19 protein-coding genes are annotated in these 22,692 nt (G+C 70.0%); 6 read left to right on the plus strand and 13 right to left on the minus strand.

The features are described 5' to 3' along the window. The first annotated feature begins 2 nt into the window (after positions 1-2). The gene (locus RNB18_RS39380) at positions 3-800 is read left to right on the plus strand and encodes an ABC transporter permease (RefSeq protein WP_311719026.1); all 798 of its coding nucleotides are present in this window, start codon (positions 3-5) and stop codon (positions 798-800) included. A gap of 60 nt (positions 801-860) precedes the next feature. Here RNB18_RS39380 and greA read toward each other — a convergent pair whose 3' ends face one another. Both greA and RNB18_RS39390 read right to left on the minus strand, forming a co-directional pair. Next, positions 861-1,361 carry a transcription elongation factor GreA gene (greA, locus tag RNB18_RS39385; RefSeq protein ID WP_057607641.1) on the minus strand — a complete coding sequence of 167 codons (501 nt, stop codon included), beginning with the start codon at positions 1,359-1,361 and terminating at the stop codon, positions 861-863. A 167-nt stretch (positions 1,362-1,528) separates the two neighbouring features. Then, complete coding sequence (locus RNB18_RS39390; protein ID WP_311718897.1) at positions 1,529-1,927, minus strand: DUF4307 domain-containing protein; 399 nt, start codon at positions 1,925-1,927, stop codon at positions 1,529-1,531. Positions 1,928-2,063: 136 nt separating this feature from the next. Here RNB18_RS39390 and mca point away from each other — a divergent pair, with 136 nt between their 5' ends. Next, positions 2,064-2,924 carry a mycothiol conjugate amidase Mca gene (gene mca / locus RNB18_RS39395; protein WP_311719028.1) on the plus strand — a complete coding sequence of 287 codons (861 nt, stop codon included), beginning with the start codon at positions 2,064-2,066 and terminating at the stop codon, positions 2,922-2,924. Beyond that, positions 2,917-3,177 (plus strand): hypothetical protein, encoded by a 261-nt coding sequence (locus RNB18_RS39400; protein WP_311718898.1) that lies wholly within the window; start codon positions 2,917-2,919, stop codon positions 3,175-3,177. The genes mca and RNB18_RS39400 overlap by 8 nt, the downstream gene beginning before the upstream one ends. A 154-nt stretch (positions 3,178-3,331) precedes the next feature. Here the strand turns inward: RNB18_RS39400 and RNB18_RS39405 are convergent, their stop codons facing one another. Next, complete coding sequence (locus RNB18_RS39405) at positions 3,332-6,535, minus strand: tetratricopeptide repeat protein (RefSeq protein WP_311718899.1); 3,204 nt, start codon at positions 6,533-6,535, stop codon at positions 3,332-3,334. 150 nt (positions 6,536-6,685) lie between these two features. Between RNB18_RS39405 and RNB18_RS39410 the strand changes: the two genes are divergently transcribed. After that, entirely contained in the window at positions 6,686-8,716 is a 2,031-nt protein-coding gene (locus RNB18_RS39410; protein WP_311718900.1) for a thioredoxin domain-containing protein, read from the plus strand. On the opposite strand, the gene RNB18_RS39415 is transcribed toward RNB18_RS39410, so the two are convergent. Beyond that, entirely contained in the window at positions 8,673-9,431 is a 759-nt protein-coding gene (locus RNB18_RS39415; protein WP_311718901.1) for a Mut7-C RNAse domain-containing protein, read from the minus strand. The two genes, RNB18_RS39410 and RNB18_RS39415, sit on opposite strands and share 44 nt — an antisense overlap. 259 nt (positions 9,432-9,690) lie before the next feature. On the opposite strand from RNB18_RS39415, the gene RNB18_RS39420 reads away from it, so the two are divergent. Continuing rightward, positions 9,691-10,929, plus strand: coding sequence for an RNA-guided endonuclease InsQ/TnpB family protein (locus tag RNB18_RS39420; RefSeq protein WP_311718902.1), 1,239 nt, complete (start codon positions 9,691-9,693; stop codon positions 10,927-10,929). On the opposite strand, the gene RNB18_RS39425 is transcribed toward RNB18_RS39420, so the two are convergent. The 3 genes from RNB18_RS39425 to trhA form a co-directional block, all read right to left on the minus strand. Beyond that, positions 10,926-11,573, minus strand: a complete 648-nt coding sequence (locus tag RNB18_RS39425; protein ID WP_311718903.1) for a TetR/AcrR family transcriptional regulator — start codon at positions 11,571-11,573, stop codon at positions 10,926-10,928. The two genes, RNB18_RS39420 and RNB18_RS39425, sit on opposite strands and share 4 nt — an antisense overlap. A 5-nt stretch (positions 11,574-11,578) precedes the next feature. Beyond that, complete coding sequence (locus RNB18_RS39430) at positions 11,579-13,123, minus strand: MFS transporter (RefSeq protein ID WP_311718904.1); 1,545 nt, start codon at positions 13,121-13,123, stop codon at positions 11,579-11,581. Between the two features lie 102 nt (positions 13,124-13,225). Continuing rightward, positions 13,226-13,939: a PAQR family membrane homeostasis protein TrhA gene (trhA, locus tag RNB18_RS39435; RefSeq protein WP_311718905.1), complete on the minus strand. Its 714-nt coding sequence runs from the start codon at positions 13,937-13,939 to the stop codon at positions 13,226-13,228. Between the two features lie 338 nt (positions 13,940-14,277). Here trhA and RNB18_RS39440 point away from each other — a divergent pair, with 338 nt between their 5' ends. Beyond that, entirely contained in the window at positions 14,278-16,101 is a 1,824-nt protein-coding gene (locus RNB18_RS39440) for a phosphoenolpyruvate carboxykinase (GTP) (RefSeq protein WP_311718906.1), read from the plus strand. 171 nt (positions 16,102-16,272) lie between these two features. On the opposite strand, the gene RNB18_RS39445 is transcribed toward RNB18_RS39440, so the two are convergent. From RNB18_RS39445 to RNB18_RS39470, 6 genes are all read right to left on the minus strand, one after another. After that, a complete protein-coding gene (locus tag RNB18_RS39445) occupies positions 16,273-16,884 on the minus strand; it encodes a hypothetical protein (protein ID WP_311718907.1) in 612 nt (203 codons plus the stop codon). Beyond that, positions 16,871-18,430 (minus strand): substrate-binding and vWA domain-containing protein, encoded by a 1,560-nt coding sequence (locus RNB18_RS39450; protein WP_311718908.1) that lies wholly within the window; start codon positions 18,428-18,430, stop codon positions 16,871-16,873. The genes RNB18_RS39445 and RNB18_RS39450 overlap by 14 nt, the downstream gene beginning before the upstream one ends. After that, on the minus strand, positions 18,427-19,590 hold the full coding sequence (locus RNB18_RS39455) for a toxic anion resistance protein (protein WP_394817748.1): 1,164 nt from the start codon (positions 19,588-19,590) through the stop codon (positions 18,427-18,429). Before RNB18_RS39455 ends, RNB18_RS39450 begins: the two co-directional genes overlap by 4 nt. A gap of 24 nt (positions 19,591-19,614) precedes the next feature. Next, entirely contained in the window at positions 19,615-20,676 is a 1,062-nt protein-coding gene (locus RNB18_RS39460; protein ID WP_311718910.1) for a substrate-binding domain-containing protein, read from the minus strand. Between the two features lie 272 nt (positions 20,677-20,948). Beyond that, entirely contained in the window at positions 20,949-21,365 is a 417-nt protein-coding gene (locus RNB18_RS39465; protein ID WP_311718911.1) for an SCO4983 family protein, read from the minus strand. Positions 21,366-21,414: 49 nt separating this feature from the next. Then, positions 21,415-22,626, minus strand: coding sequence for a pyridoxal phosphate-dependent aminotransferase (locus RNB18_RS39470; RefSeq protein WP_311718912.1), 1,212 nt, complete (start codon positions 22,624-22,626; stop codon positions 21,415-21,417). Positions 22,627-22,692 lie beyond the last annotated feature (66 nt).

Below are 22,692 nucleotides of genomic sequence, written 5' to 3' on the forward strand. Positions count from 1 at the left end.
CCATGACCGATTCCCTGGTCATCGCCCGACGGAACTTGATCCGCATGACCCGGATCCCCGAGATGATTCTCTTCGGGCTGATCCAGCCCATCATGTTCGTGGTCCTCTTCACGTACGTCTTCGGCGGCTCGATGAAGATCGGCGACAGCACCGACCCGGACGTCTACAAGAACTTCCTGATGGCGGGCATCTTCGCGCAGACCGTCACGTTCGCGACCGCGGGCGCCGGCGCGGGCATCGCCGACGACATGCACAAGGGACTCATCGACCGGTTCCGCTCGCTGCCGATGGCGCGCGGTGCCGTGCTGACCGGTCGTACCGTCGCCGACCTCGTGCAGACGGCGCTGACCCTGCTGGTCCTGGCGATGGTCGCCCTGCTCGTGGGCTGGCGTCCCGGCTCCGTGGACTCGACCAACCTCGGCAAGATCCTCGGCGGCTTCGGCCTGCTCCTCCTGCTGGGGTACGCCTTCACCTGGATCGGGGCCCTGATCGGTCTGTCCGTGCGGACCCCGGAGGCGGCCACGTCCGGAGGACTGATCTGGCTCTTCCCGGTGACGTTCATCTCCAGCGCGTTCGTGGACTCCAGCCAGATGACCCCGTGGCTGCGTCACATCGCCGAGTGGAACCCCTTCAGCGCCACCGTGCAGGCCTGCCGTCTGCTCTTCGGCGATCCCGGTCTGTCCCAGTCCGAGGCCTGGCCCATGCAGCACCCGGTCTGGGCCTCGCTGATCTACTCGGTCCTGATCATCGTCATATTCAGGACCCTGGCGGTCCGCAAGTACCGCTCGGCCACCGCATGACAGAGCCCCCGGCGCCGCGAGGGCGCCGGGGGCTCGCCAAGGACAGACGGTCGGCCGGGGTCAGCCGTTGTAGGGCTCGGCCTTGAGGATGGTCACAGAGGCCTTCTTGCCGTTCGGCAGTTCGTACTCCGCGTCCTCACCGACCTTGTGGCCGATCACCCCGGAGCCCAGCGGGGACTGCGGTGAGTACGTCTCGACGTCCGCGCTCGCGTACTCGCGCGAGGCGAGCAGGAAGGTCATGGTGTCGTCCTCGTCACCGTCGAAGGCGATCGTCACGACCATGCCGGGCGCCACCGTACCGTCCGCGGACGCCGGAGCCTCGCCGACCTTGGCCTTCTCCAGGAGCTGGGTCAGCTGGCGGATGCGGAGCTCCTGCTTGCCCTGCTCTTCCTTGGCCGCGTGGTACCCGCCGTTCTCGCGCAGGTCCCCCTCCTCGCGCGCGGCCGCGATCTTCGCGGTGACTTCCTCGCGCGCGGGACCAGACAGGTACGCCAGCTCTTCCTTGAGCTTGGTGTACGCCTCCTGGGTCAGCCAGGTGACGTCTTCGCTGGTCTGGGTCACAGGTGCTCCTCGTAGGTACTGGGAATACAAAGCATCGCCCTACCCAGAAGAATGTGCCTTCACGGATGGGCGAAACCACGAGCCTAACAATTCAGTGGCCGAAGGGGGAGGACATAAGCCATCAGAAATACGTCAGCGCAGGTCAGCGGTCTGCATCGAGGGTGACGTCAGTCGGCGTGACAGCCCAGCAGCTCGGCCGTGGTGCCCGGGGCCGTCGTACGGAGCGTGACGACCTTGTCGATGCGGGTGGCGTCACCGCCGAAGCGGAAGTCGGCCCGGCCCACCTCGGAGCCGTCCGCCGCCTGGGAGCGGATCGTGCAGTAGCCCGAGGCGCCGGAGTCCTTGCGGACCTCCAGATGCACCTGCACCGCGGACTTCTGCGAGTCGAACGTGATCACCTCGGCGCTGATCTTGTTCTCGACGACGTAGTGGTAGGCGAAATAGCCGATCAGCGCGAGCAGGAGGGCGCCGAGGACGGCACCGGCGATCCGGAGCTTGTGGTCGGCACGCTCGTCCGAGGAGCGGCCGTAGCGTCCCTCGGGCAGCTGAGTGCTCGCCGTGCTCATGATCGTCTCCCGGTAAACCAAGGCCGTGGAATTAATCGCCCCCCGATTCGGTCACTATAGAAGCCGCCGTTCGCCCGCGAAGACACCGGGGCGCCGACTTACTGAGGATTGAGTCTTGACTGACCAGCTGCGACTGATGGCCGTGCACGCCCACCCCGACGACGAGTCGAGCAAGGGCGCGGCCACCATGGCGAAGTACGTGTCCGAGGGGGTGGACGTGCTGGTCGTGACCTGCACGGGCGGGGAGCGCGGCTCCATCCTCAACCCGAAGCTTCAGGGCGACAAGTACATCGAGGAGCACATCCACGAGGTACGCAAGAAGGAGATGGACGAGGCCCGCGAGATCCTCGGCGTGGGGCAGGAATGGCTCGGCTTCGTCGACTCCGGCCTGCCCGAGGGCGACCCGCTGCCGCCGCTGCCCGACGGTTGCTTCGCCCTGGAGGACGTCGACAAGGCGGCCGGCGAGCTGGTGAAGCAGATCCGCACCTTCCGTCCCCAGGTGATCACCACCTACGACGAGAACGGCGGCTACCCGCACCCCGACCACATCATGACCCACAAGATCTCGATGGTGGCGTTCGAGGGCGCGGCGGACACCGAGAAGTTCCCCGAGTCCGAGTTCGGCCCGGCCTACCAGCCGCTCAAGCTGTACTACAACCAGGGCTTCAACCGCCCCCGCACCGAGGCGCTGCACCACGCGCTGATCGAGCGCGGCATGGATTCGCCGTACGGGGACTGGCTCAAGCGCTGGGACGAGTCGCCGATGCGCGACCGCACCCTGACCACGCACATTCCGTGCGCGGAGTTCTACGAGATCCGCGACAAGGCCCTGATCGCGCACGCCACGCAGATCGACCCCGACGGCGGCTGGTTCAAGGTCCCGCTCGATCTCCAGAAGGAGGTCTGGCCGACGGAGGAGTACGAGCTCGCGAAGTCCCTCGTCGATACCTCCCTCCCCGAGGACGACCTCTTTGCGGGCATCCGCGACAATGCCTGACATGAGCGCAAGCGCAAGCCTGGCAATGACGCACCTCGCGACCCTCGCCAAGGAGGTCGACGAGGACAAGGTCACCCCCGGAGTCCTCGGCTTCATCGTCTTCGCGGCGATGGCCCTGGCGGTATGGGCCCTGATGAAGTCCATGAGCAAGCACATGGGCAAGGTCGACTTCAAGGAGTCCCCGGAAGGGGAGGCCTCCGGCGAGGAGACCGCCGACAGTCCGTCCGGCAAGACCTCGCCGGCCAAGGGCTGAGCCACGCGGCGGTGACGGGAGGGGACGCCCGAGGCCCCTCCCGCGGGCGGCCGTGCTCGGCCGACGACAGCAGACGCGGACCGGCGCCCGGATCGCCGACACCACCTCGCACAGGCACGGCACCGACCGGCGCCGGGCAGACCAACCGCGCACCTCAGCCCCGCGCCGGGGCCACCGCCACACCCATGACCTCCCGCGCGTGCCGGTTCGGCACCATCCCGAGCCGCCATGCCTGCCACCCGGCATCCAGATTCACGCCCCGCTCCAGCAGCAGGCCGTACGCCCCCACGTAGTCGTCCAGTTTCTCGTCCCGGGCCCCGTGCTCCCGGCGGCCCAGTTCCGACAGTTCCTCCTGGGCGACCGCCGCGCCGATCTCCACGCCGCCCGGTGCCGCGTACGGCAGCAGGGTGCAGCGCAGGAAGCGGGCCCAGTCCTCGCCCCGCTGATCGCCGTAGGAGGCGAACAGGTTCGCCGCCTCGTCGCACAGGGCGAGGGCCTGGGGGGTGCGGCCGTTGCCCGCGTCCACCACCGCCAGTTCCAGGCAGGTCCACGCCTCCCCGTGGGCGACGCCGATGCGCTGGAAGTCGGCGCGGGCGTCGACCAGGAGCTGGCGGGCGAAACCCGAGTTGCGCAACGAACCCGTCTGCGCGGCGCGTTGGTCGCGGGTGACACGGGCCGAGTGGTGGCGGGCACAGGCCAGACCGTAGACGTCCCGCATACGGGAGAACATCGTCCGCGAGCGTTCCAGCTCACGGACCGCGAGGTCCAGGTTGCCCGTCTCCTCCAACGCCTGGCCCAGGTAGTACACCGTCCACGCCTCGCCGCGCGCGTCCTCGTTGTCGCGGTGACGGGACGCCGCCTGGCGCAGGCCGTCCACCGCCGCCGACGGATCTCCGGCCACCAGCCGGGCCCGCGCCAGCTGGGTCAGCGCCCACGCCTCGCCCCGGGCGTCGCGAGTGCGGCCGTACAGGTCGAGGGCCGTTCGCAGCTCCGTCTCCGCGCGCGGTACGTCACCCATGCGCAGCGCCAGCTGGCCGAGCTGGAAGTGGGCCCAGGCCTCGCCGTGGACGGACTCGCCGGCGCGGTGCAGGACCAGGGAACGGGTCAGCAGGTCCTGCGCCTGCTCGACACGGCCGCGGTCGCGTTCGACAGCCGCCAGGGCGTGCATCGTCCAGGCACGGTCCGTGGCCAGTTCGGGGGGTGACTGGAGGGCCAGCGCCTCCTCGAGCTTCGCCGCCGCCTCGGTCAGATGACCCTGGTGGTGGAGGGTGATGCCCAGGGAACACAGGGCGCGCGCGGCGCCCGCGTCGTGGTGGGCCTCCATGTAGAGGTCGACCACCGAGGTCAGGGTCGTGCGCGCCTTGTCCAGCTCGCCCAGCTGGCGGGCGGCGATACCGGTGCGCCACTGCACCGAACGGACCAGCAGCCCTTGGTCCACCGCCTGCGCCAACTCGCTGATCTCGCCCAGGCGATAGAGGTCACCGCGCAGCAGGCAGTAGTCGCACAGCGCCCCCAGGAGGTTGAGAACCGCTCCCTGATTGACGCCCTCCGCGTGCCTGAGCGCCGCCGTGATGAAACTCGACTCGTCGTCCAGCCAGCGCAGCGCCTCGTCGAGGGAGGTGAAGCCGTGCGGGCTGAAACGGTCCGAGCGGGTCGACATGTTGCCGTCGACCAGGCGCAGCACGGAGTCGGCGAGGTCGGCGTAGTTGACGATGAGGCGTTCCTGCGCGGCCGTGCGCTCAGCCGGTTCCTCCTCGTCCAGCAGTCTGGCCTGGGCGAAGGCGCGGACCACGTCGTGGACGCGGTAACGGCTGCCGCGGACGTGGTCGATCAGGCCTGCGCGGGCCAGCGCCACCAGGTGCCGGGTCGCCTCCGTCTCGTCGGTGGCCAGCAGCGCGGCGGCCGCGGCGGCGCCGAGCGAGGACCGGCCGGCCAGCGCGAGACGGCGCAGGAGGCGGCGGGCCGGCTCCGACTGGTCGGTGTAACGGAGCCACAGGACGCGTTCGACGGGCCCGACCGGGCCGTACGCGCCGAGATCGGTGGCCAGTTGACGCGGGGAGCGGGGACCGAGGGACGAGCCCGCTATGCGCAGGGCCAGGGGCAGACCGCCGCACAGCTCCCTGATCCGGTCGGCGGACTGGGCGTCATAGGGACCGGTGGCGGACTGCGCGGCCGCGTCCAGGAGCTCCTCGGCGCCCGCCGCGTCCAGGGCGGCGACCGGGAGTTCGTGCACCTGGGCGGCCAGGTCCGACGGCAGGCCGAGCGGTTCGCGCGCGGTGACCAGGACCAGGCTGTCGGAACGCTCGGGGACGAGCGTGCGGACCTGCTCGGGGTCCGAGGCGTCGTCCAGCACGATCGTCACCGGCAGGCCGGTCAGATGCTGGTGGTACAGCTCGCTCAGCCGCTTGACCTGCTGGTCGGGCGAGGAACGCTCACGGAACAGCAGCTGCTCGCGCGGGGCGCCGAGCCGGTTCAGCAGATGCAGCAGCGCGTCCCGGGTGGAGAGCGGGGACTCCTCCGGGTTGTCGCCGCGCAGGTCCACGACGCAGGCGCCGCGGAAGTAGTCCTTGAGGTCGTGCGCCGCCCGTACGGCGAGTGCCGTCCGGCCGCTGCCGGGCGGTCCGTGCAGCACGACCACCGTGGGCCGGGTCTCGGTGGTCGCGCGCGAGGCCTGCACCCACTGCCGGATGCGGCCCATCTCCGTCCGGCGGTCCGCGAACTCACTGATGGGCTCCGGGAGTTGCCCGAACGACTGCTCCAGCACGCTCCTGCCGCGGGCCGCCGCGCTCTTGTCCGTACCGCGCAGCCGCGGGCCAGCCTTCTTCGGCCCTGTCGACGCGCTCAGCACCCGCTGCTGGTCGAGGAAGGGCCGGATGCCCCGTACCTCCAGGGCCGTCAGCCACTGGAGCCGGAGCTGCTCCGGGCCGCCGGGCTGGCCGATGGCGCCCGCCTGGTGGTGCGCGGCCGGCAGATGCGAGCCGGCCACCTTCACCACGGTCGCCGCCGCGGCCACGACACCCACGACCACACCCGCGCCCAGCGCGGTGCCTGTGTCGGTGCCGAGCGCCAGGTCGGCCACGGCAGCAGCCAGTGCGGCGACCGCCGCCACCAGCAGAGGAGTTCCGGCCCCCTCCTTCGAATACCGCTGCCGGAAAGTGAGTTGGCCGGCCTGCGCCTCGTCCAGCGCGCGTGTGTAGGCCTCGTACTCCTCGGCGGCCGTCTGCGCCATCGCGTCCAGTGATCCCCGGGCCCGCGCGAGCAGTACGGCCCCGTCGACCCGCCCGCCCGAACGCCGCACCTCCTCCTCCACGGCACGGCCCAACAGCCGTTCGGCTTCCGCCCGATGACTGTCCCGCATGTCACTTCCCCCTCCGGCGGCAACGGCTTTCTTGGTCAAGTGTGCTGCGGACGGGGCATCGGGGCGAGAGGGCCGCGCCGGGAAGCTCGACGTCGCCGTCGGGACACGCCTGACGCCTGACCCGCGGGGTACTGCGGCAGGATGGACCCCATGCCTAACCGACTGGCCCACGAGACGTCCCCCTACCTCCTCCAGCACGCCGACAACCCCGTCGACTGGTGGCCCTGGTCGGCCGAGGCCTTCGAGGAGGCGCGGAAGACGAACAAGCCCGTTCTGCTGAGTGTCGGATATTCGAGTTGTCACTGGTGTCACGTGATGGCCCACGAATCGTTCGAGGACCGGGCCACCGCCGACTTCCTCAACGAGCACTTCGTCAACATCAAAGTCGACCGCGAGGAACGCCCCGACGTCGACGCCGTCTACATGGAGGCCGTGCAGGCCGCCACCGGGCAGGGCGGCTGGCCCATGACCGTGTTCCTCACGCCGGACGCCGAGCCCTTCTACTTCGGCACCTACTTCCCGCCCTCCCCCCGCCAGGGCATGCCCTCCTTCCGGCAGGTCCTGGAGGGTGTCCGGCACGCCTGGACCGACCGGCGGGACGAGGTCGCCGAGGTCGCCGGGAAGATCGTGCGGGATCTCGCCGGGCGGGAGATGTCCTACGGCGACGCGCAGGCACCCGGCGAGGAGCAGCTCGCCGCGGCTCTGCTCGGGCTGACGAGGGAGTACGACGCGCAGCGCGGCGGGTTCGGCGGGGCGCCGAAGTTCCCGCCGTCCATGGTCGTGGAGTTCCTGCTGCGGCACCACGCCCGCACCGGCGCCGAGGGCGCCCTCCAGATGGCCCGGGACACCTGCGAGCGCATGGCCCGCGGCGGGATCCGCGACCAGCTCGGCGGCGGCTTCGCCCGCTACTCCGTCGACCGCGACTGGATCGTGCCGCACTTCGAGAAGATGCTGTACGACAACGCCCTGTTGTGCCGCGTCTACGCCCACCTGTGGCGGTCCACCGGCTCGGATCTGGCCCGCCGGGTCGCCCTGGACACCGCCGACTTCATGGTCCGTGAGCTGCGCACGAACGAGGGCGGCTTCGCCTCCGCGCTGGACGCCGACAGCGACGACGGGACGGGCAGGCACGTCGAGGGCGCGTACTACGTGTGGACGCCGGAGCAGTTGCGTGAGGTGCTCGGGGAGCAGGACGCCGAGCTCGCCGCCCAGTACTTCGGTGTCACCGAGGAGGGCACGTTCGAGCACGGGCAGTCCGTCCTCCAACTCCCGCAACAGGACACCGTGTTCGAGGCCGAGAGGATCGAGTCGATCAGGCGGCGGCTCCTCGACGCGCGTGCGCGGCGCCCCGCCCCGGGCCGGGACGACAAGGTCGTCGCCGCGTGGAACGGGCTCGCGATCGCCGCGCTCGCCGAGACGGGCGCCTACTTCGACCGTCCTGATCTGGTCGAGGCCGCTCTCGGAGCCGCCGATCTTCTCGTACGGCTGCATCTGGACGAGCAGGCCCGTCTGTCCCGTACCAGCAAGGACGGTCAGGTCGGTGCCAACGCCGGTGTGCTGGAGGACTACGCCGATGTCGCCGAGGGGTTCCTCGCGCTGGCGTCCGTGACCGGGGAGGGGGTCTGGCTCGACTTCGCCGGGTTCCTGCTCGACCATGTGCTGACGCGGTTCACCGGGCCGGAAGGCGGGCTGTTCGACACGGCCGCCGACGCCGAGCGGCTGATTCGCCGGCCGCAGGATCCGACCGACAACGCGGTGCCCTCCGGGTGGACGGCCGCGGCGGGGGCGCTGTTGTCCTACGCCGCGCAGACCGGGGCCGAGCCCCATCGCGAGGCCGCGGAGAAGGCGCTCGGGGTGGTGAAGGCGCTCGGGCCCCGGGTGCCGCGGTTCGTCGGCTGGGGGCTCGCGGTGGCGGAGGCATACGTCGACGGGCCGAAGGAAGTCGCGATCGTGGGACCCGCGCTGACCGACGACGCCACGAGGGCCCTGCACCGTACGGCACTTCTGGGGACCGCCCCCGGTGCCGTGGTCGCGGTGGGGACTCCGGACAGCGACGAACTCCCGCTGCTCGCCGACCGGATCCTCGTCGACGGCGAGCCCACCGCCTACGTCTGCCGGCACTTCACCTGTGAGGCGCCTACGACCGACGCGGAGGCGTTGCGGGTGGCGTTGGGCGGTTGACCTCCGCCAGGGCGTTCGCCACGATCGCCTCCAGCTGTTCGTGGTGTGCGCCCTTCCAGTAGGCGCGGCCGCACTCCTGGCACTGGGCGAAGACGTCGTACGACCGTTCCGTCCCGCCCTCCAACCGGTCCGCCACCTGCTCCTTGGTGGCCTCTCGCAGCAGGCCGTTGCAGGCTGTGCAGCGGGTCCAGGGGCGTAGTTCGGGGCGGAAGCGGTCCAGGATGTCGCGGAGTTGGTCCTCGGGGCGGGTGCTGTAGACGAAGGCGCCCGCCCAGAGTTCCCTGCGGTGCAGGAGGCCCCGGTCGCGGCTGAGCATGACGCGTTTCTCGGTCGCCGAGCGGGTGGCGAGGGCCGGGTCGCCGATGTCCGTGGACTCGTACGCCGTGTCCACGCCGAGCAGGCGCAGGCGGCGGGCGAGGGTGCCGAGGTGGACGTCGAGGAGGAAGCGCAGGGGGGCGCCGGGGATCTGCTGGGGGCGGGAGACGGCCCTGATCTCCACGGAGTCGCCCGCGGCGGGGACGTAGGACCTCGGGACCTCGCGGCCGTTCACCCGCAGGGCCCCGACCTCGGTGAGCGGGACGCCGGTCGACTCGACGACGTGGCCGAGGGAGGAGACGCCGTCGGTGGTGAGGGCGGTGGGCCCCCGGCGCCGGCCGCTCGCGAGGAACACGGCCAGGCCGGGGGCGAACTCGACGTGGATCTCGGGACCGTTCACCCGGTCAGGATGCCACGGGAGGGGAGAGCGGATTCAGCTTGTTTCTTGTGAGGAACCCAGGGCGTTCACGCCCTGGAGGAATCGCATCCTGGGTCATGCGGCGCGGAGCGCCGCAGCGTCATGATGTCTGCTCGGCCGCGGAGCGGCCGGGTCTCTCGTTCGCTCAGGGCGCCGACACACGACCAGGCGGTTCACTCGTTCAGGTGATCCACTTCGAACGTGCGGTGGTCTGTCGTGCGGGTGTGTACGTTCGGTGCTTGTGAAGCTGGTGGTGCAGGTCAGGCTGCTGCCGACGCCCGAGCAGGCGGCGGCACTGGAGGCGACCCTGCACGCCAGCAACGAGGCTGCGACCTGGGTGAGCGAGGTGGCCTTCGAGCGCGGTGAGTTCAAGAACTTCGCCCTGCGTAAGCACACCTATGACACCGTCAAGTCCCGTTGGCGCCTGGGCGCCCAAGCAGCCCAGCACGTCATCAAGAAGACCTGTGATGCGTACACCACCTTGAAGGCGAATCTGAAGGCCGGAAACCTCGGCAAGCCCGGCTCCAAGCGCTACCGCCGGGCGGCCGAGAAGCCGATCTCCTTCCGCCCCCAGGGCGCGCAGCCCTACGACGACCGCATGCTGTCCTGGCAGATCCCCGGCCGCACGGTGTCGATCTGGACCACCGGCGGGCGGGTCAAGAATGTGGCGTTCACCGCCGCTGCGGAGCAGCTGGCCACCCTGGCCCTGTACCGCAAGGGCGAGTCCGACCTGATGGAGCGGGACGGCATGTGGTTCCTGAACGCCACCTGCGAGGTGCCCGAAGCACCCTTGAACACCGAGCCGGTGGACTTCCTGGGGATCGACCTGGGCATCGTGAACATCGCCACCACCTCGGACGGCGAGATCATGGCCGGACGCGAACTCAACCGGATCCGGGTCCGCGAGCGCGGCCTGCGCGCCAAACTGCAGAAGAAGAACACCCCCTCCGCCAAGCGCCGGCTGAAAAGGCGACGGCGCAAGGAGGCGAGGCGGGCCAAGGACATCAACCACAAGATCGCGAAACATGTGGTGGCCGAGGCAGAACGCACCGGTCGCGGAATCGCCCTGGAAGACCTGACGGGCATCCGCGAACGGGTACGGCTTCGCAAGCCCCAACGGGCCACCCACTCCAGCTGGTCCTTCCACCAGCTGGGCCAGTTCATCGCGTACAAGGCACGCAAAGCAGGGGTGCCGGTGATGCACGTCGATCCGGCGTACACCTCCCGCACCTGCGCCGAATGCGGACACATCGACAAGGCCAACCGGGTCTCTCAGGCCTGGTTCGCGTGCCGGAGCTGCGGATTCGTTGATCACGCAGACCGCAACAGCTCCCGCAACATCCGCGCCAGAGCGTGGCAGTTGTGGCGACGCGGGGCCCAGTCAACGGCCCCTGCCCCGCCCCGGACGCTCCGGGGCGGGACTGGACGCAAACGCAGCATCACCGCCAGTGATGCCCGTTGTGCAAGCCCGACGCTCTAGCGCTGGGTAGTTGACGGCTTTTTCGTCGGCAGGCCCTGGTCCAGGACGTCCAGGGCCTGGTCCAGGAGGTCGCGCATGTCGCCCTCGAAGCCGTTCTCCGCCCAGTACATGGAGACCTCCATGAGGCCGCCGATGAGAGACATCGCGTAGACGCGGACCTGGAGGCTGTCCGCGGCCAGGCCGGAGCGTTCGGCGAGGGCCTCGCAGAGCATGCGCCCGGTCTGCGACATGCTCTCGAGCATCCGGGCGCGGACGGCGGGGATCTGGACCCCGAGGTGGGCCCGGACGCGGATCGCCTCGGGGTCCTCCGCCATGGTGCCGTCGAGGGCCAGGCGCATCACGTGCCGCAGCGAGTCGATCCACGGCTCGTCGGCGGGCCGGGCGCGCAGTTCCTCGACCATCAGAGGGTCGTACTCGTCCGTGAGGACGATGTCCTCCTTGGTCGGGAAGTAGCGGAAGACGGTCGACGGTGACACCTCGGCGCGCTCGGCGATCTGCTCGACGGTCGTGGCGTCGTACCCCTGTTCCTTGATCAGCGCATAGGTCGCGGTGCGGATCGCCTCGCGGGTCTTGATCTTCTTGCGCTCTCGAAGACCCAGTTGGGGGCGGTCGGCGGGGGAGAGGGGGGAGCGTGCGGCCGTCATGGGGTTCATTGTCGGGCATCCGCCTCCTCGGCAGCCAAGTCCGGGGCTGTGGAGGTCTCGGCGGGACGGGGTGTGCCCGGCAGGAAGGCCGCGGCGAGCAGTGCGGCGACGAGGGCCGCGATCCCGCACACCAGCAGGACGACGCCCATGCCGTGGACGTACGCGCTGTTCGCGGAGGCCAGCAGATCGGCGGAGCCGGTGCGCTGGGCGACCACGTGCGCGGCGACCACGGACTCCCCGGCGGTGTCGGCGGCCCGGGCGGGCAGCCCGGTGACGTCGAGGCGGTCCCGGAAGGTGCCGGCGAGCAGGCTGCCGAGCAGGGCGATGCCGATCGCGCCGCCGACCTGCCGCATGGTCATCAGGAGCCCGGAGCCGCTGCCGGCGCGGTCGCGGGGAAGCGCGCTCAGGCCGCCGTTCATGGCGGGGATGAGCGAGAGGCCGAAGCCGAAGCCGGTGAGGGCGAGCCACAGCGCGACGAATCCGTAGCCGGAGTCCACTGTCGTACGGCTGCCCAGGAGCCCGGCGAAGGCCAGCACCACCAGGCCGGCGCTCACCGTGGCGCGCGCGCCGAAGCGGGCGACGACCTTGGGGGCGAGGCGGGAGGCGACCAGCAGTCCGCCCATCATCGGCAGCAGCCGGACGCCGGTGCCCAGGGCGTCGTGGCCGAGGACGGCCTGGAGGAAGGGCGGCAGCACGAACAGCAGGCCGGACAGGATGAAGTTCACCAGGGTCGCGGCGACGGTGTTGAAGAGGAAGCCGCGGTGGGTGAGCAGGGTCATGTCGAGCATGGGGCGCCGGACCCGGCGTTCGCGCAGTACCAGTGCGGCGATCAGCAGGACGGACGCCGTGATCATGCCCAGCACCAGCGGGTCGCCCCAGCCGCGGGTGGGTGCCTCGATGATCGCGTAGACCAGGGCGCCGAGTCCGGTGACGGTGAGTGCGGCGGAGAGGGCGTCGACCGTGGGGGAGGAGGGGTCGCGGGTCTCGGGGAGCAGGAAGACGCAGGCGGCGATGCCGATCGCGGCCATCGGGACGTTGACCAGGAAGACCGAGCCCCACCAGAAGTGGTTCAGCAGCCAGCCGCCGATGATCGGGCCGAGCGGCAGGCCGAGCGCGGAGGCGGCGGAGACGATGCCGACGGCCTTGGTGCGCTCGTCGGGGGCGAAGAGCGTGGGCAGCACGGAGAGCGCGAGCGGGGTGACCAGGGCGCCGCCGACGCCCATGACCGCGCGGGCGGCGATCACCGCGTTGACATCGTCCGCCAGCGCGCCGCCCAGTGACCCGGCGAGGAAGATCGCGAGTCCGGTGATCAGCATCCGGCGCCGCCCGAACCGGTCGCCGAGCAGGCCGGCGGGGAGCATCAGGGCCGCGAAGACGACGACGTACGCGTCCGCCATCCACTGCTGTGCGCCGGTGCCGGCGTCGAGATCGGCGGCCATGGTCGGCAGCGCCACGTTGAGGATCGTCAGGTCGAAGCCGAGCGTCAGCATGCTCGCGACGAGGGCGGCCAGGGCCCACCAGCGTCGGGGGTCCGGAGTGATGGTTTCCATGAAATGAGAGTAACTCTCAAAAGCTATGAACTGTCAATCGACTTCGGCATGCAAAAAGGGCCACGGCTCGGAAGCCATGGCCCTCGAAAGGCGTGGAACGGTCTACGTGTGCTGGTAGGCCACCAGTGAGATGCCGACGTAGTGGACGGCGAAGGCGGCCACGGTGAGGGAGTGGAACACCTCGTGGAAGCCGAACCAGCGCGGAGACGGGTTCGGCCGCTTGAGGCCGTAGATCACACCGCCCGCGCTGTAGAGCAGACCGCCGATGATGACCAGGACCAGGACCGCGACACCGCCGGCGCGCATGAAGTCGGGCAGGAAGAAGACGGCGGCCCAGCCCATCGCGATGTAGCAGGGGGTGTAGAGCCAGCGCGGGGCGCCGACCCAGAAGACCCGGAAGAGGATTCCGGCCACTGCGGCACCCCAGATGCCCCACAGCAGCAACCGCCCCTTGCTGTCCGGCAGGAGCAGCATGGTCAGCGGGGTGTAGGTGCCCGCGATGATCAGGAAGATGTTGGCGTGATCCAGCCGTCGCAGCACGCCGTCCATGCGGGGGGTCCAGGTGCCCCGGTGGTACAGCGCGCTGACGCCGAACAGCAGGCAGGCGGTCAGGGCGAAGATCCCGCACGCGATCCGGCCTCTGGTGGAGTTCGCGAGGGCGGTCAGTACCAGCCCCGCGACCAGTGCGGCCGGGAACATGCCGAGGTGCAGCCAACCGCGCAGCTTCGGCTTGATGGGCTCGGCCAGATGCTGGGCGTGCTGCTTGATCTGGTGCGGCAGGGAGGGCGCGTCGGCGTCGTGGGCGGGCGGCGTCATGACCGGCATCGTACCTACGGGACCGTAAGTTACGCATGAGTAGAGCGTGAGGAACAGCCAAGAGTGGCCATCATCTCACGGGAGTTGACCAGTAAAGAGACGGTTGTCTGAACGCTAAGTGCACGCAAATAAACGCGCTGTGTGCAATGGGAGCGTGGCGATCCTCACTCCGCTCACCTGTGATGCCCTCTGGACAGATGGGCGCTTCGGTCGGATGATCAAATGAGTGCGGTCGGCACCGGATGAGCGCCCAGGTCACCACCAAAGGGCACGAGAAGCATCCGGGTCGCAGCCCCCACGGGGCCTCCAAACAAAAAATCCCTCATCTAGGAGCAATCGTGGCGCGCGACATCGCGGCTCCCCCCGTCATCCCCACCCAGCACAAGGAACTGATCTCGTGGGTGAACGAGATCGCCGAACTGACCCAGCCGGACAGCGTGGTCTGGTGTGACGGATCCGAAGCGGAGTACGAGCGCCTGTGCGAGGAGCTCGTGGCGAAGGGCACCTTCAAGAAGCTCGACCCGATCAAGCGCCCCAACTCCTACTACGCGGCCTCCGACCCGACCGACGTCGCGCGCGTCGAGGACCGCACCTTCATCTGCTCGGAGAAGGAGGAGGACGCGGGGCCGACGAACCACTGGAAGGCACCGGCGGAGATGCGGGACATCTTCACCGGGGAGAAGGGCGTCTTCCGCGGTTCGATGAAGGGCCGGACGATGTACGTCGTCCCCTTCTGCATGGGCCCCCTCGGCTCGGACCTCTCCGCGATCGGCGTCGAGATCACCGACTCCGCCTATGTCGCGGTCTCCATGCGCACGATGACCCGCATGGGACAGCCGGTCCTCGACGAACTCGGCTCCGACGGCTTCTTCGTGAAGGCCGTGCACACCCTCGGCGCCCCCCTCGCGGAGGGCGAGGCGGACGTCCCGTGGCCCTGCAACTCCACCAAGTACATCTCGCACTTCCCGGAGTCCCGCGAGATCTGGTCCTACGGCTCGGGCTACGGCGGCAACGCCCTGCTCGGCAAGAAGTGCTACGCCCTGCGCATCGCCTCGGTGATGGCCCGCGACGAGGGCTGGCTCGCCGAACACATGCTCATCCTCAAACTCACCCCGCCACAGGGCGAGTCGAAGTACGTCGCCGCCGCCTTCCCGAGCGCCTGCGGCAAGACCAACCTCGCCATGCTGGAGCCCACGATCTCCGGCTGGACCGTCGAGACGATCGGCGACGACATCGCCTGGATGCGCTTCGGTGAGGACGGCCGCCTCTACGCGATCAACCCCGAAGCCGGCTTCTTCGGCGTCGCGCCCGGCACCGGTGAGCACACCAACGCCAACGCGATGAAGACGCTGTGGGGCAACTCCGTCTTCACCAACGTCGCCCTCACCGACGACAACGACATCTGGTGGGAGGGCATGACGGAGGAGACCCCGGCCCACCTCACCGACTGGAAGGGCAACGACTGGACCCCGGAGTCAGGGGTCCCGGCCGCCCACCCCAACGCCCGCTTCACCACCCCCGCCGCCCAGTGCCCGATCATCGCGCCCGAGTGGGAGGACCCCAAGGGTGTGCCGATCTCGGCGATCCTCTTCGGCGGGCGGCGCGCGAGCGCGGTCCCGCTGGTGACGGAGTCCTTCGACTGGAACCACGGCGTCTTCCTCGGCGCCAACGTGGCCTCCGAGAAGACCGCCGCCGCCGAGGGCAAGGTCGGCGAGCTGCGCCGCGACCCCTTCGCCATGCTGCCGTTCTGCGGCTACAACATGGGCGACTACATGGGGCACTGGGTCGACGTGGCCAAGGACAAGGACCAGTCGAAGCTGCCGAAGATCTACTACGTCAACTGGTTCCGCAAGAACGACGAGGGCAAGTTCGTCTGGCCCGGCTTCGGCGAGAACAGCCGCGTTCTGAAGTGGATCGTGGAGCGGCTGGAGGGCAAGGCCGAAGGCGTCGAGACCCCGATCGGCATCCTGCCGGCCAAGGACGCGCTCGACACCAAGGGCCTCGACCTGGCCGAGTCCGACCTGGAGTTCCTGCTCACGGTCGACAAGGAGGTGTGGCGGGACGAGGCATCCCTGATCCCCGAGCACCTCAACACCTTCGGTGACCACACGCCGAAGGAGCTGTGGGACGAGTACCGCGCGCTGGTGCAGCGCCTGGGCTGAGTCCCCCGAGAACCCCCGCGGCCGGCCCCCGATGGGAGCCCTGACCCGTGATCGTCACGGGCCGGCCGCGGGTGGCGGCACGAGGGCAGGTCCGCAGGACAGGCCCTGAGTCACGAACCGGCCCCGCACAACGGCGTGCGGGGCGTGCTGCCCACAGGGCGAGACCGTCGGTCACGCACTGACCCCGTTGTGCCCGCCCCGGTCCTCCAAATACCGGGTGTGGGTCTCCTGGCGGCGGGCCTCCGTGTCCCGGAGAGCCGCCGCCAGCTGCTGTGCGTCCTGCTTCATGAGGCCCAGCTGCTGTTCCAGGTGGAGTTCGGGGGACTCCGTGCCCGGTGTCATCCGCGTCCACCACCGGGTGCGCATGAAACTGTCGACGGCCTCGGGCAGGTCGCGCCGGACGATCCGGGACAGCGCGTGCACACCCTCCGGGTCATGGGTCAGCAGTTCCTTGCTCCAGCCCTGGTCGAGCAACGCGGTCAGCAGCTCGGTGAGTTCACGGAGCCGGGCCGCCGCCGTGACCGACAGGTCGATGTCCGTCAGATAGGCGCGGACCTTCTCGAAGTCGCCCCGCACCTCGTCCAGTTGGGCCGACGGGTCCGGGAGGTCGGGCAGCGCGGGGCGTTCCGGCGGGGCGATCAGCGCGCCCGCGCCGTAGAGCCCGGCCACGACCACGGGCCAGTACGGTCCGGCCACCTCCGCGAAGGTCAGCACCAGGCCGACCAGGCCGCACGCGCTTCCCGCGAGGTTCTTGCGGGACTCCAGATACCTACTGATAGCCACGGATCTCCTCGAAGGCGCCGTCCAGCGAGCCCTGCCGGGCGTCGATGAGGCGGCCGCCGGTCAGGTCGGCGATGTGGGCCAGTTCGGAGCGGTCGGAGTCGCCGAAGAGGATGGGGAAGACCGGGATCCGCCGCCCGGCGGGGGTCAGGCTGTCCCGGTAGAAGTCGTCGAAGTCCCCGGCGTCGACGCCCGCCGTGTTCTCGCCGTCCGTCATCAGCACGATCGACGTGAACGTGTCGCGGTCGGCGCCGAGATGGCCGTACGCCTTCTCCAGCGAGGTGTAGATCGCGGTGTCGCCGTCGGCGGAGAGCGCCGAGGTGTCCTCGCGGATCGCGTCCAGGCCGGTCCGCGGGTCCGCCGGCTCGACCACATGGGTCCGTACGCTCTTCACCTCCGAGCCGAACGGCATCAGCGTGACCTCCTCGCGTTCGCGGAAGTCGCCGGTGAGGTCGGTGAGGGCCGTCTTGAGGCGGTCCAGGCGGTCGCCCTCCATCGAGCCCGAGGTGTCCAGGACGTACACGGTCCTCGACGGGCGGCGCAGCTCGTTCTCGTAGGAGTCGAGCAGGCCGTCGGCGACGGAACGGGTGCCAGGGAAGGGCAGTTCACGGCGGCGGGTGGTGTCCAGGCCGCTTGCCGGAGGGACCGAGGCGATGACCGGGCGGCGGTGGGTGCGCGCGCTGATCTCCCGCTGGATCCTCTCGGTGCGCAGGTCCTCCGTCAGCCGGCGGACGTCCTCGCGGGTCCGTGTGCTCGTGGACTTGAGCGTGGTGAGCGGATAGTCGGCGGTGATCACGCCGTCCCGGGGGCGGATCACGGTCAGGCCGGGGACGCCCTTGAGGACGGACTCGTAGTTGAGCAGGGCGTCGACGTCGCCGCGCCGCTCGTACGTCGCGGCCAGCCAGCCCGAGGAACCCGAGGTCAGCTTCTGGCCCGTGAAGAACTCCTTCAGCCGGGGCGTGGCCTTGCCGACATCCGCGTCGGTGAGCGCCGACTGGGCTCCGGAGAGGGCGGAGGCCACCGAAACCAGCGTGGCGAAGCCTGAGTTGGAGCGGGCCGGGTCGGTCATGCCGTACGTCAGCTTTCCGTCCTGGACGGCCTGCTCGACCTGGGACCAGGTGACGTCCTCGGGCTGCCAGCCGAGCGCCTTCACCGTCGCCGGCTTCACCCCGATCGCGACCGGGCTCGACATGACGGGCGTCTCGGAGACCACCTTCGCGGCCGCCTCGGGGCGCAGCCGGAGGTAGTCGTTCGACGACAGCCACACGGCGTCGTACCGTCCGTCGGTCCTGCCCTTCGCCAGCATGTCCACGGCGTCCAGGGTGCCGATGTACGTCGGCCGGACCTTGATGCCGGTGTCCTTCTCGACCCGGGCGAGCACCGGGGCCATGTCGCTGAGCTCGCTGGAGGCGAGGACACGGAGGGTGCCGGGCTCGGCGGGCCCGGGGACGCCGGGCGTCGAGAGGCCGCTGATCCCGTCCTTCTGTGCCGTACAGGCGGCGAGCAGGCCGAGCGCCGCGAGGCAGGCGGCCAGTGCGTGTCGTCTCATCCGAGGCCCCCCTCCAGCGCGCCCTGCGACCGGCTGCGCTCCAGGTACCCACTGGCGTGCTGGAGTTCGGAGGTCAGTGACTCCACGGTCGCCGCCATCACCTCGGTCGCCTGGACCTTGTACGTGTCGATCGCGTCGAGGGTCCGGTAGATCTGCTGGAAGGCGGAGCGCAGGGTCTCGGCGCCGACCGCCGGGTCGGCGGCGATGCGCTGGATCTCCCCGCTCTGGGTCGCGAGCATCTCGGCGTTGCCCCGGATCAGGTCCTCGGTGGTCCCGCGCAGGGCGTTGACCTGCTCGACGACCTTCTTCTGGTTGTCGAGCGCGGAGGCCAGCATCACGGAGATGCGCAGCGCCGACACGGTGGTCGTGGCCGCCCGGTCGACGCCCTTGATCAGTTCCTCGTTGTTGCGGCGTACGACGTCCATGGCGAGGTAGCCCTGCGCGCAGACGGCGAGCTGGGTGAGCAGGTCCTGGTGTTTCTGCCGGACGGGGAAGAGGACGTCGGCGCGGAGCGAGTCGGCCGCCTCCGGATCTCCTACGGCGGTGATGTGCCGCTCGACGGCCGTGTCCAGGGCCTCGGTCAGCACGACGTACTCCTGGAGCTTGCCCATGGTCTCCCACAGACGGACCCGCTCGGTCTGCAACGCGGCGTTGTCCCGGCGGAGTTCGTCCTGGCCGCCGCGCAGCGAGCCCACGATCCTGTTCAACGTGCCTTGCGCGGAGGCGTACTTGGCCACGTGATCGCGCAGCCTGTTACCGCCGGGGAGCCGGGACAGGAACGTGCGGCCCTTGGCGGCGGGCAGGTCCCGCGGGTCCAGATCCTCGACCACGCGCCGCAGTTCGACGAGCGAGCCCGCCACCAGGGACTGGGCGTCCCCGCCCTTGTCCGGCAGGCTGCGCACGGTCCGCTCCAGCATCCGGTTGGACTGCGCGGCGGCGCTGCGCATCTCGCCGGCACCGAGTGCGGTGATCTCACCGACCTTGCCGGCGAACTCGGGCGAGCGGGCGTCGAGCGTCGCGAGCCCCTCGACGTACGCGGAGGCCTTCTTGGCCATGTCGGTGCGGACGGAGTCGTCGACGGGGACGAGTCCGCCGGCCTTCTCGCGGGGCACGGGTGCGACGGCCTCGGGAGGCGTCAGGACGAAAGTGTCGTCGTTCATGGATGTCATGTCTGGTGTCCCCCGTTATCCGCGCGCCCGTCGCGCCAGCTCGTGCAGCACCGCGGAGGTGGGCACGGGCGCCTGGCGGACGCCGGTCAGTTCCTGCTTGAGGTAGGTGGCGGCCGCGGCGAACTCGGTGGCCTCGCCCTGCGGCCGGAACCCGTGCCGGACCTCCAGCTCGCGCAACCGCCGGTCGGTGGAGAGGAGTCCGGCGAGCGCCTGCCCGTTCTCGGTCAGCGGTACGACCGTGTGGTCGCTGTTGACCGTGGTGTCCGGGTAGAGGACGACCAGGTCGTCGGGGTGCTGCCCGTCCGCGAGGAGCGAGGCGACCTGGGACTCGTAGACCAGGACGAGCGGGTTGCCGGCGCCGCTGACGAAGTCCCGGAAGGCCGCGTCCGTGCTGGACTGCTGGGCGCCCTGCACACCGACGAGCTTGTGCAGCAGCGGAGTCGTCCTCCTGACCTCCGCGTCGCTCGCGACGACATTGCCGCCGTTCGCCACACAGGAGGCGGCGGCGAGGTAGAGGGCGCCGGAGCTGGAGGTCTCCGGGTCGGTGCTGGAGAGGTAGAGGGTGCCGGTGAGCTCCCCGTACTTGTCCGCCCCCTCGAGCTGCTGCCAGGTGCGGTCCTCGCGGGCCGCGTCGAGGTAGGCGGCCATCTCGAGGGTGCCGCGGTGCTCCGCGTCCAGCGTGGCCAGGCCGTTGCCCGCGAGGACCTCGGCGGCGCTCTTGTGCGCCACGACGACGAGGGGCGAGTAGAAGGGGCGGGGGAGGGTCCCCCGTACCTTGTACTTCGCGGCGAGCTCGGTGGCCGGGGCCTGGCTGGACGGGAAGGCGAAGTCGTACCCGGCGAGGTCGAGGCCCTCCATGGCCCAGGACCCGGAGGTCTCGGCCTTCACGGTGTAGCCCTTGGCGGCGAGGGCCTTCACCACGTCGGGATCGGCGAAGAACTCGGCCTTCTCCGATCCGATCACTCCCTGCACGGTCTTCGTTGCCGTGCCGTCCTCATCGCTACGGCCCGCTACGACGGCTGCCACCACGCCGCCGATCAGCAACACCGCGAGGACGATTCCTATGATTCGTCTCACAGGTGCAGAGTGCTCGCGGAACCCAACATTCCCCGGCGAACAGGGTGAACGGAAGGTGTAGCACCGGTCCCGACTCGACACGGGCTGGGTGGGGAGCGCCCCTTTAGGGGCGCGGGGAACTGCGCGACCAGCCACAACGAACCCGCACTCGCAAGCCGACACGAACCCCTACGGCGAGGCGCCCCGGCTCAAGCGAACGCAGTGCGTGGCACCCGGTCCGCACGTCACTGCGGGAGCGCGCGGACCGGGGCCGTATCAGGGAGCCGTGCGGCTCAGTGGGTGGCGAGTGTGCGGGACTCCAGTGCCGCCGCGTGGGCATCCATCCGCTCCGCCGCGAGAATCGCCACCGCCGTGTCCGCACGGGAGGCCGCGACGAGCAGGGCGCGGCTGGCCACGGAGTGGGCGCGCCGGTGGAGGACGTCCCGGTCCGAGGTGGCCGTGGCCGACGAGACACGGGCGGGCGCACCTCCGCCCCGCAGCCGGGCCACCTGCTCGGCGAGCCGCTCGGCCGCGGTGTCCAGGTCGGCGGACGGCGCCACCGCCCGCAGCTCGTCCGTGACGGTGAGCAGCGCCGCGAGATGTCCCGCGAGCTGGATGTCCAGCTCTTCCTCGCGTGAGCGGTGGGGGAAGTCGGAAGGGGCGTCGGCCATCGTGCTGTGGACCGACTTGGTGCGGATCGGTTCGTACATGGGATGGCCTCCTGATGCTGTCAGGAAACCATCCTAGCTTAGATTCTGTCTAAAGTTGGCCGTACCCGTCCAGGAAGTTCGAGATCCGTCCCACCGCGTCCCGCAGGTCCCCGGCCGTGGGCAGGGTGACCACCCGGAAGTGGTCGGGTTCGGGCCAGTTGAAGCCGGAGCCCTGGACGACCATGATCTTCTCCTGGCGCAGCAGGTCCAGGACCATCCGCCGGTCGTCCTTGATCTTGAAGACCTTGGGGTCGAGCCGCGGGAAGAGATACAGCGCGCCCTTCGGCTTCACACAGCTCACGCCGGGGATCTGGGTCAGCAGCTCGTACGCCACGTCCCGCTGCTCGACGAGCCGCCCGCCCGGCAGCACCAGATCCTTGATCGACTGCCGCCCGCTGAGCGCGGCGACCACCCCGTGCTGTCCCGGCATGTTGGCGCACAGGCGCATGTTGGCCAGGATGGTCAGGCCCTCGATGTAGGAGTCGGCGTGCGCGCGGGGGCCGGAGATCGACATCCACCCCACCCGGTAGCCCGCCACGCGGTACGCCTTGGACATGCCGTTGAAGGTGAGGGTCAGCAGGTCGGGGGCGATCGCGGCGGTCGGCGTGTGCGTGGCCCCGTCGTAGAGGATCTTGTCGTAGATCTCGTCCGAGCAGACCAGCAGGTTGTGCCGGCGGGCGATGTCGGTCAGGCCCTTGATCATCGCCTCCTCGTACACCGCCCCCGTCGGGTTGTTGGGGTTGATGATCACGAGCGCTTTGGTGCGGTCGGTGACCTTCCGCTCCACGTCCGCGAGGTCCGGCATCCAGTCCGCCTGCTCGTCGCATCGGTAGTGGACGGCCGTACCGCCGGACAGCGACACGGCGGCCGTCCACAGCGGGTAGTCGGGAGCGGGTACGAGGACCTCGTCGCCGTCGTCGAGCAGGCCCTGCATCGCCATCACGATCAGCTCGGAGACGCCGTTGCCGATGAAGACGTGCTCGACATCGGTCTCGATGCCGATCGTCTGGTTGTGCATGACGACGGCCCGGCGCGCGGCCAGCAGCCCCTTCGCGTCGCCGTATCCATGGGCCGTCGACACGTTCCGGAGGACGTCCTCCAGGATCTCGGGCGGCGCCTCGAAACCGAAGGCGGCGGGGTTGCCCGTGTTCAGCTTGAGGATGCGGTGCCCGGCCGCTTCCAGGCGCATCGCCTCCTCGAGAACCGGGCCCCGGATCTCGTAACAGACGTTGGCGAGCTTGGTCGACTGGATCACCTGCATGTCTGGGAGCTTACGGCCCGGTAACGCTTCGTGGGCCGTGCTTTCCGCCACGTGAGACGCGTCCAT

It is taken from the genome of Streptomyces doebereineriae (genome assembly GCF_031845645.1).
GTDB lineage: Bacteria > Actinomycetota > Actinomycetes > Streptomycetales > Streptomycetaceae > Streptomyces > Streptomyces canus.

Bases quoted from the DNA above. Each gene is read 5' to 3' on its own strand.
- RNB18_RS39430 (WP_311718904.1), bottom strand. From the start codon at position 13,123: ATGGAAACCATCACTCCGGACCCCCGACGCTGGTGGGCCCTGGCCGCC.
- RNB18_RS39400 (WP_311718898.1), top strand. From the start codon at position 2,917: ATGCCTGACATGAGCGCAAGCGCAAGCCTGGCAATGACGCACCTCGCG.
- RNB18_RS39390 (WP_311718897.1), bottom strand. From the start codon at position 1,927: ATGAGCACGGCGAGCACTCAGCTGCCCGAGGGACGCTACGGCCGCTCC.
- RNB18_RS39455 (WP_394817748.1), bottom strand. From the start codon at position 19,590: ATGAACGACGACACTTTCGTCCTGACGCCTCCCGAGGCCGTCGCACCC.
- RNB18_RS39380 (WP_311719026.1), top strand. From the start codon at position 3: ATGACCGATTCCCTGGTCATCGCCCGACGGAACTTGATCCGCATGACC.
- RNB18_RS39465 (WP_311718911.1), bottom strand. From the start codon at position 21,365: ATGTACGAACCGATCCGCACCAAGTCGGTCCACAGCACGATGGCCGAC.
- RNB18_RS39405 (WP_311718899.1), bottom strand. From the start codon at position 6,535: ATGCGGGACAGTCATCGGGCGGAAGCCGAACGGCTGTTGGGCCGTGCC.
- mca (WP_311719028.1), top strand. From the start codon at position 2,064: ATGGCCGTGCACGCCCACCCCGACGACGAGTCGAGCAAGGGCGCGGCC.
- RNB18_RS39470 (WP_311718912.1), bottom strand. From the start codon at position 22,626: ATGCAGGTGATCCAGTCGACCAAGCTCGCCAACGTCTGTTACGAGATC.
- trhA (WP_311718905.1), bottom strand. From the start codon at position 13,939: ATGACGCCGCCCGCCCACGACGCCGACGCGCCCTCCCTGCCGCACCAG.
- RNB18_RS39410 (WP_311718900.1), top strand. From the start codon at position 6,686: ATGCCTAACCGACTGGCCCACGAGACGTCCCCCTACCTCCTCCAGCAC.
- RNB18_RS39450 (WP_311718908.1), bottom strand. From the start codon at position 18,430: ATGAGACGACACGCACTGGCCGCCTGCCTCGCGGCGCTCGGCCTGCTC.
- RNB18_RS39425 (WP_311718903.1), bottom strand. From the start codon at position 11,573: ATGACGGCCGCACGCTCCCCCCTCTCCCCCGCCGACCGCCCCCAACTG.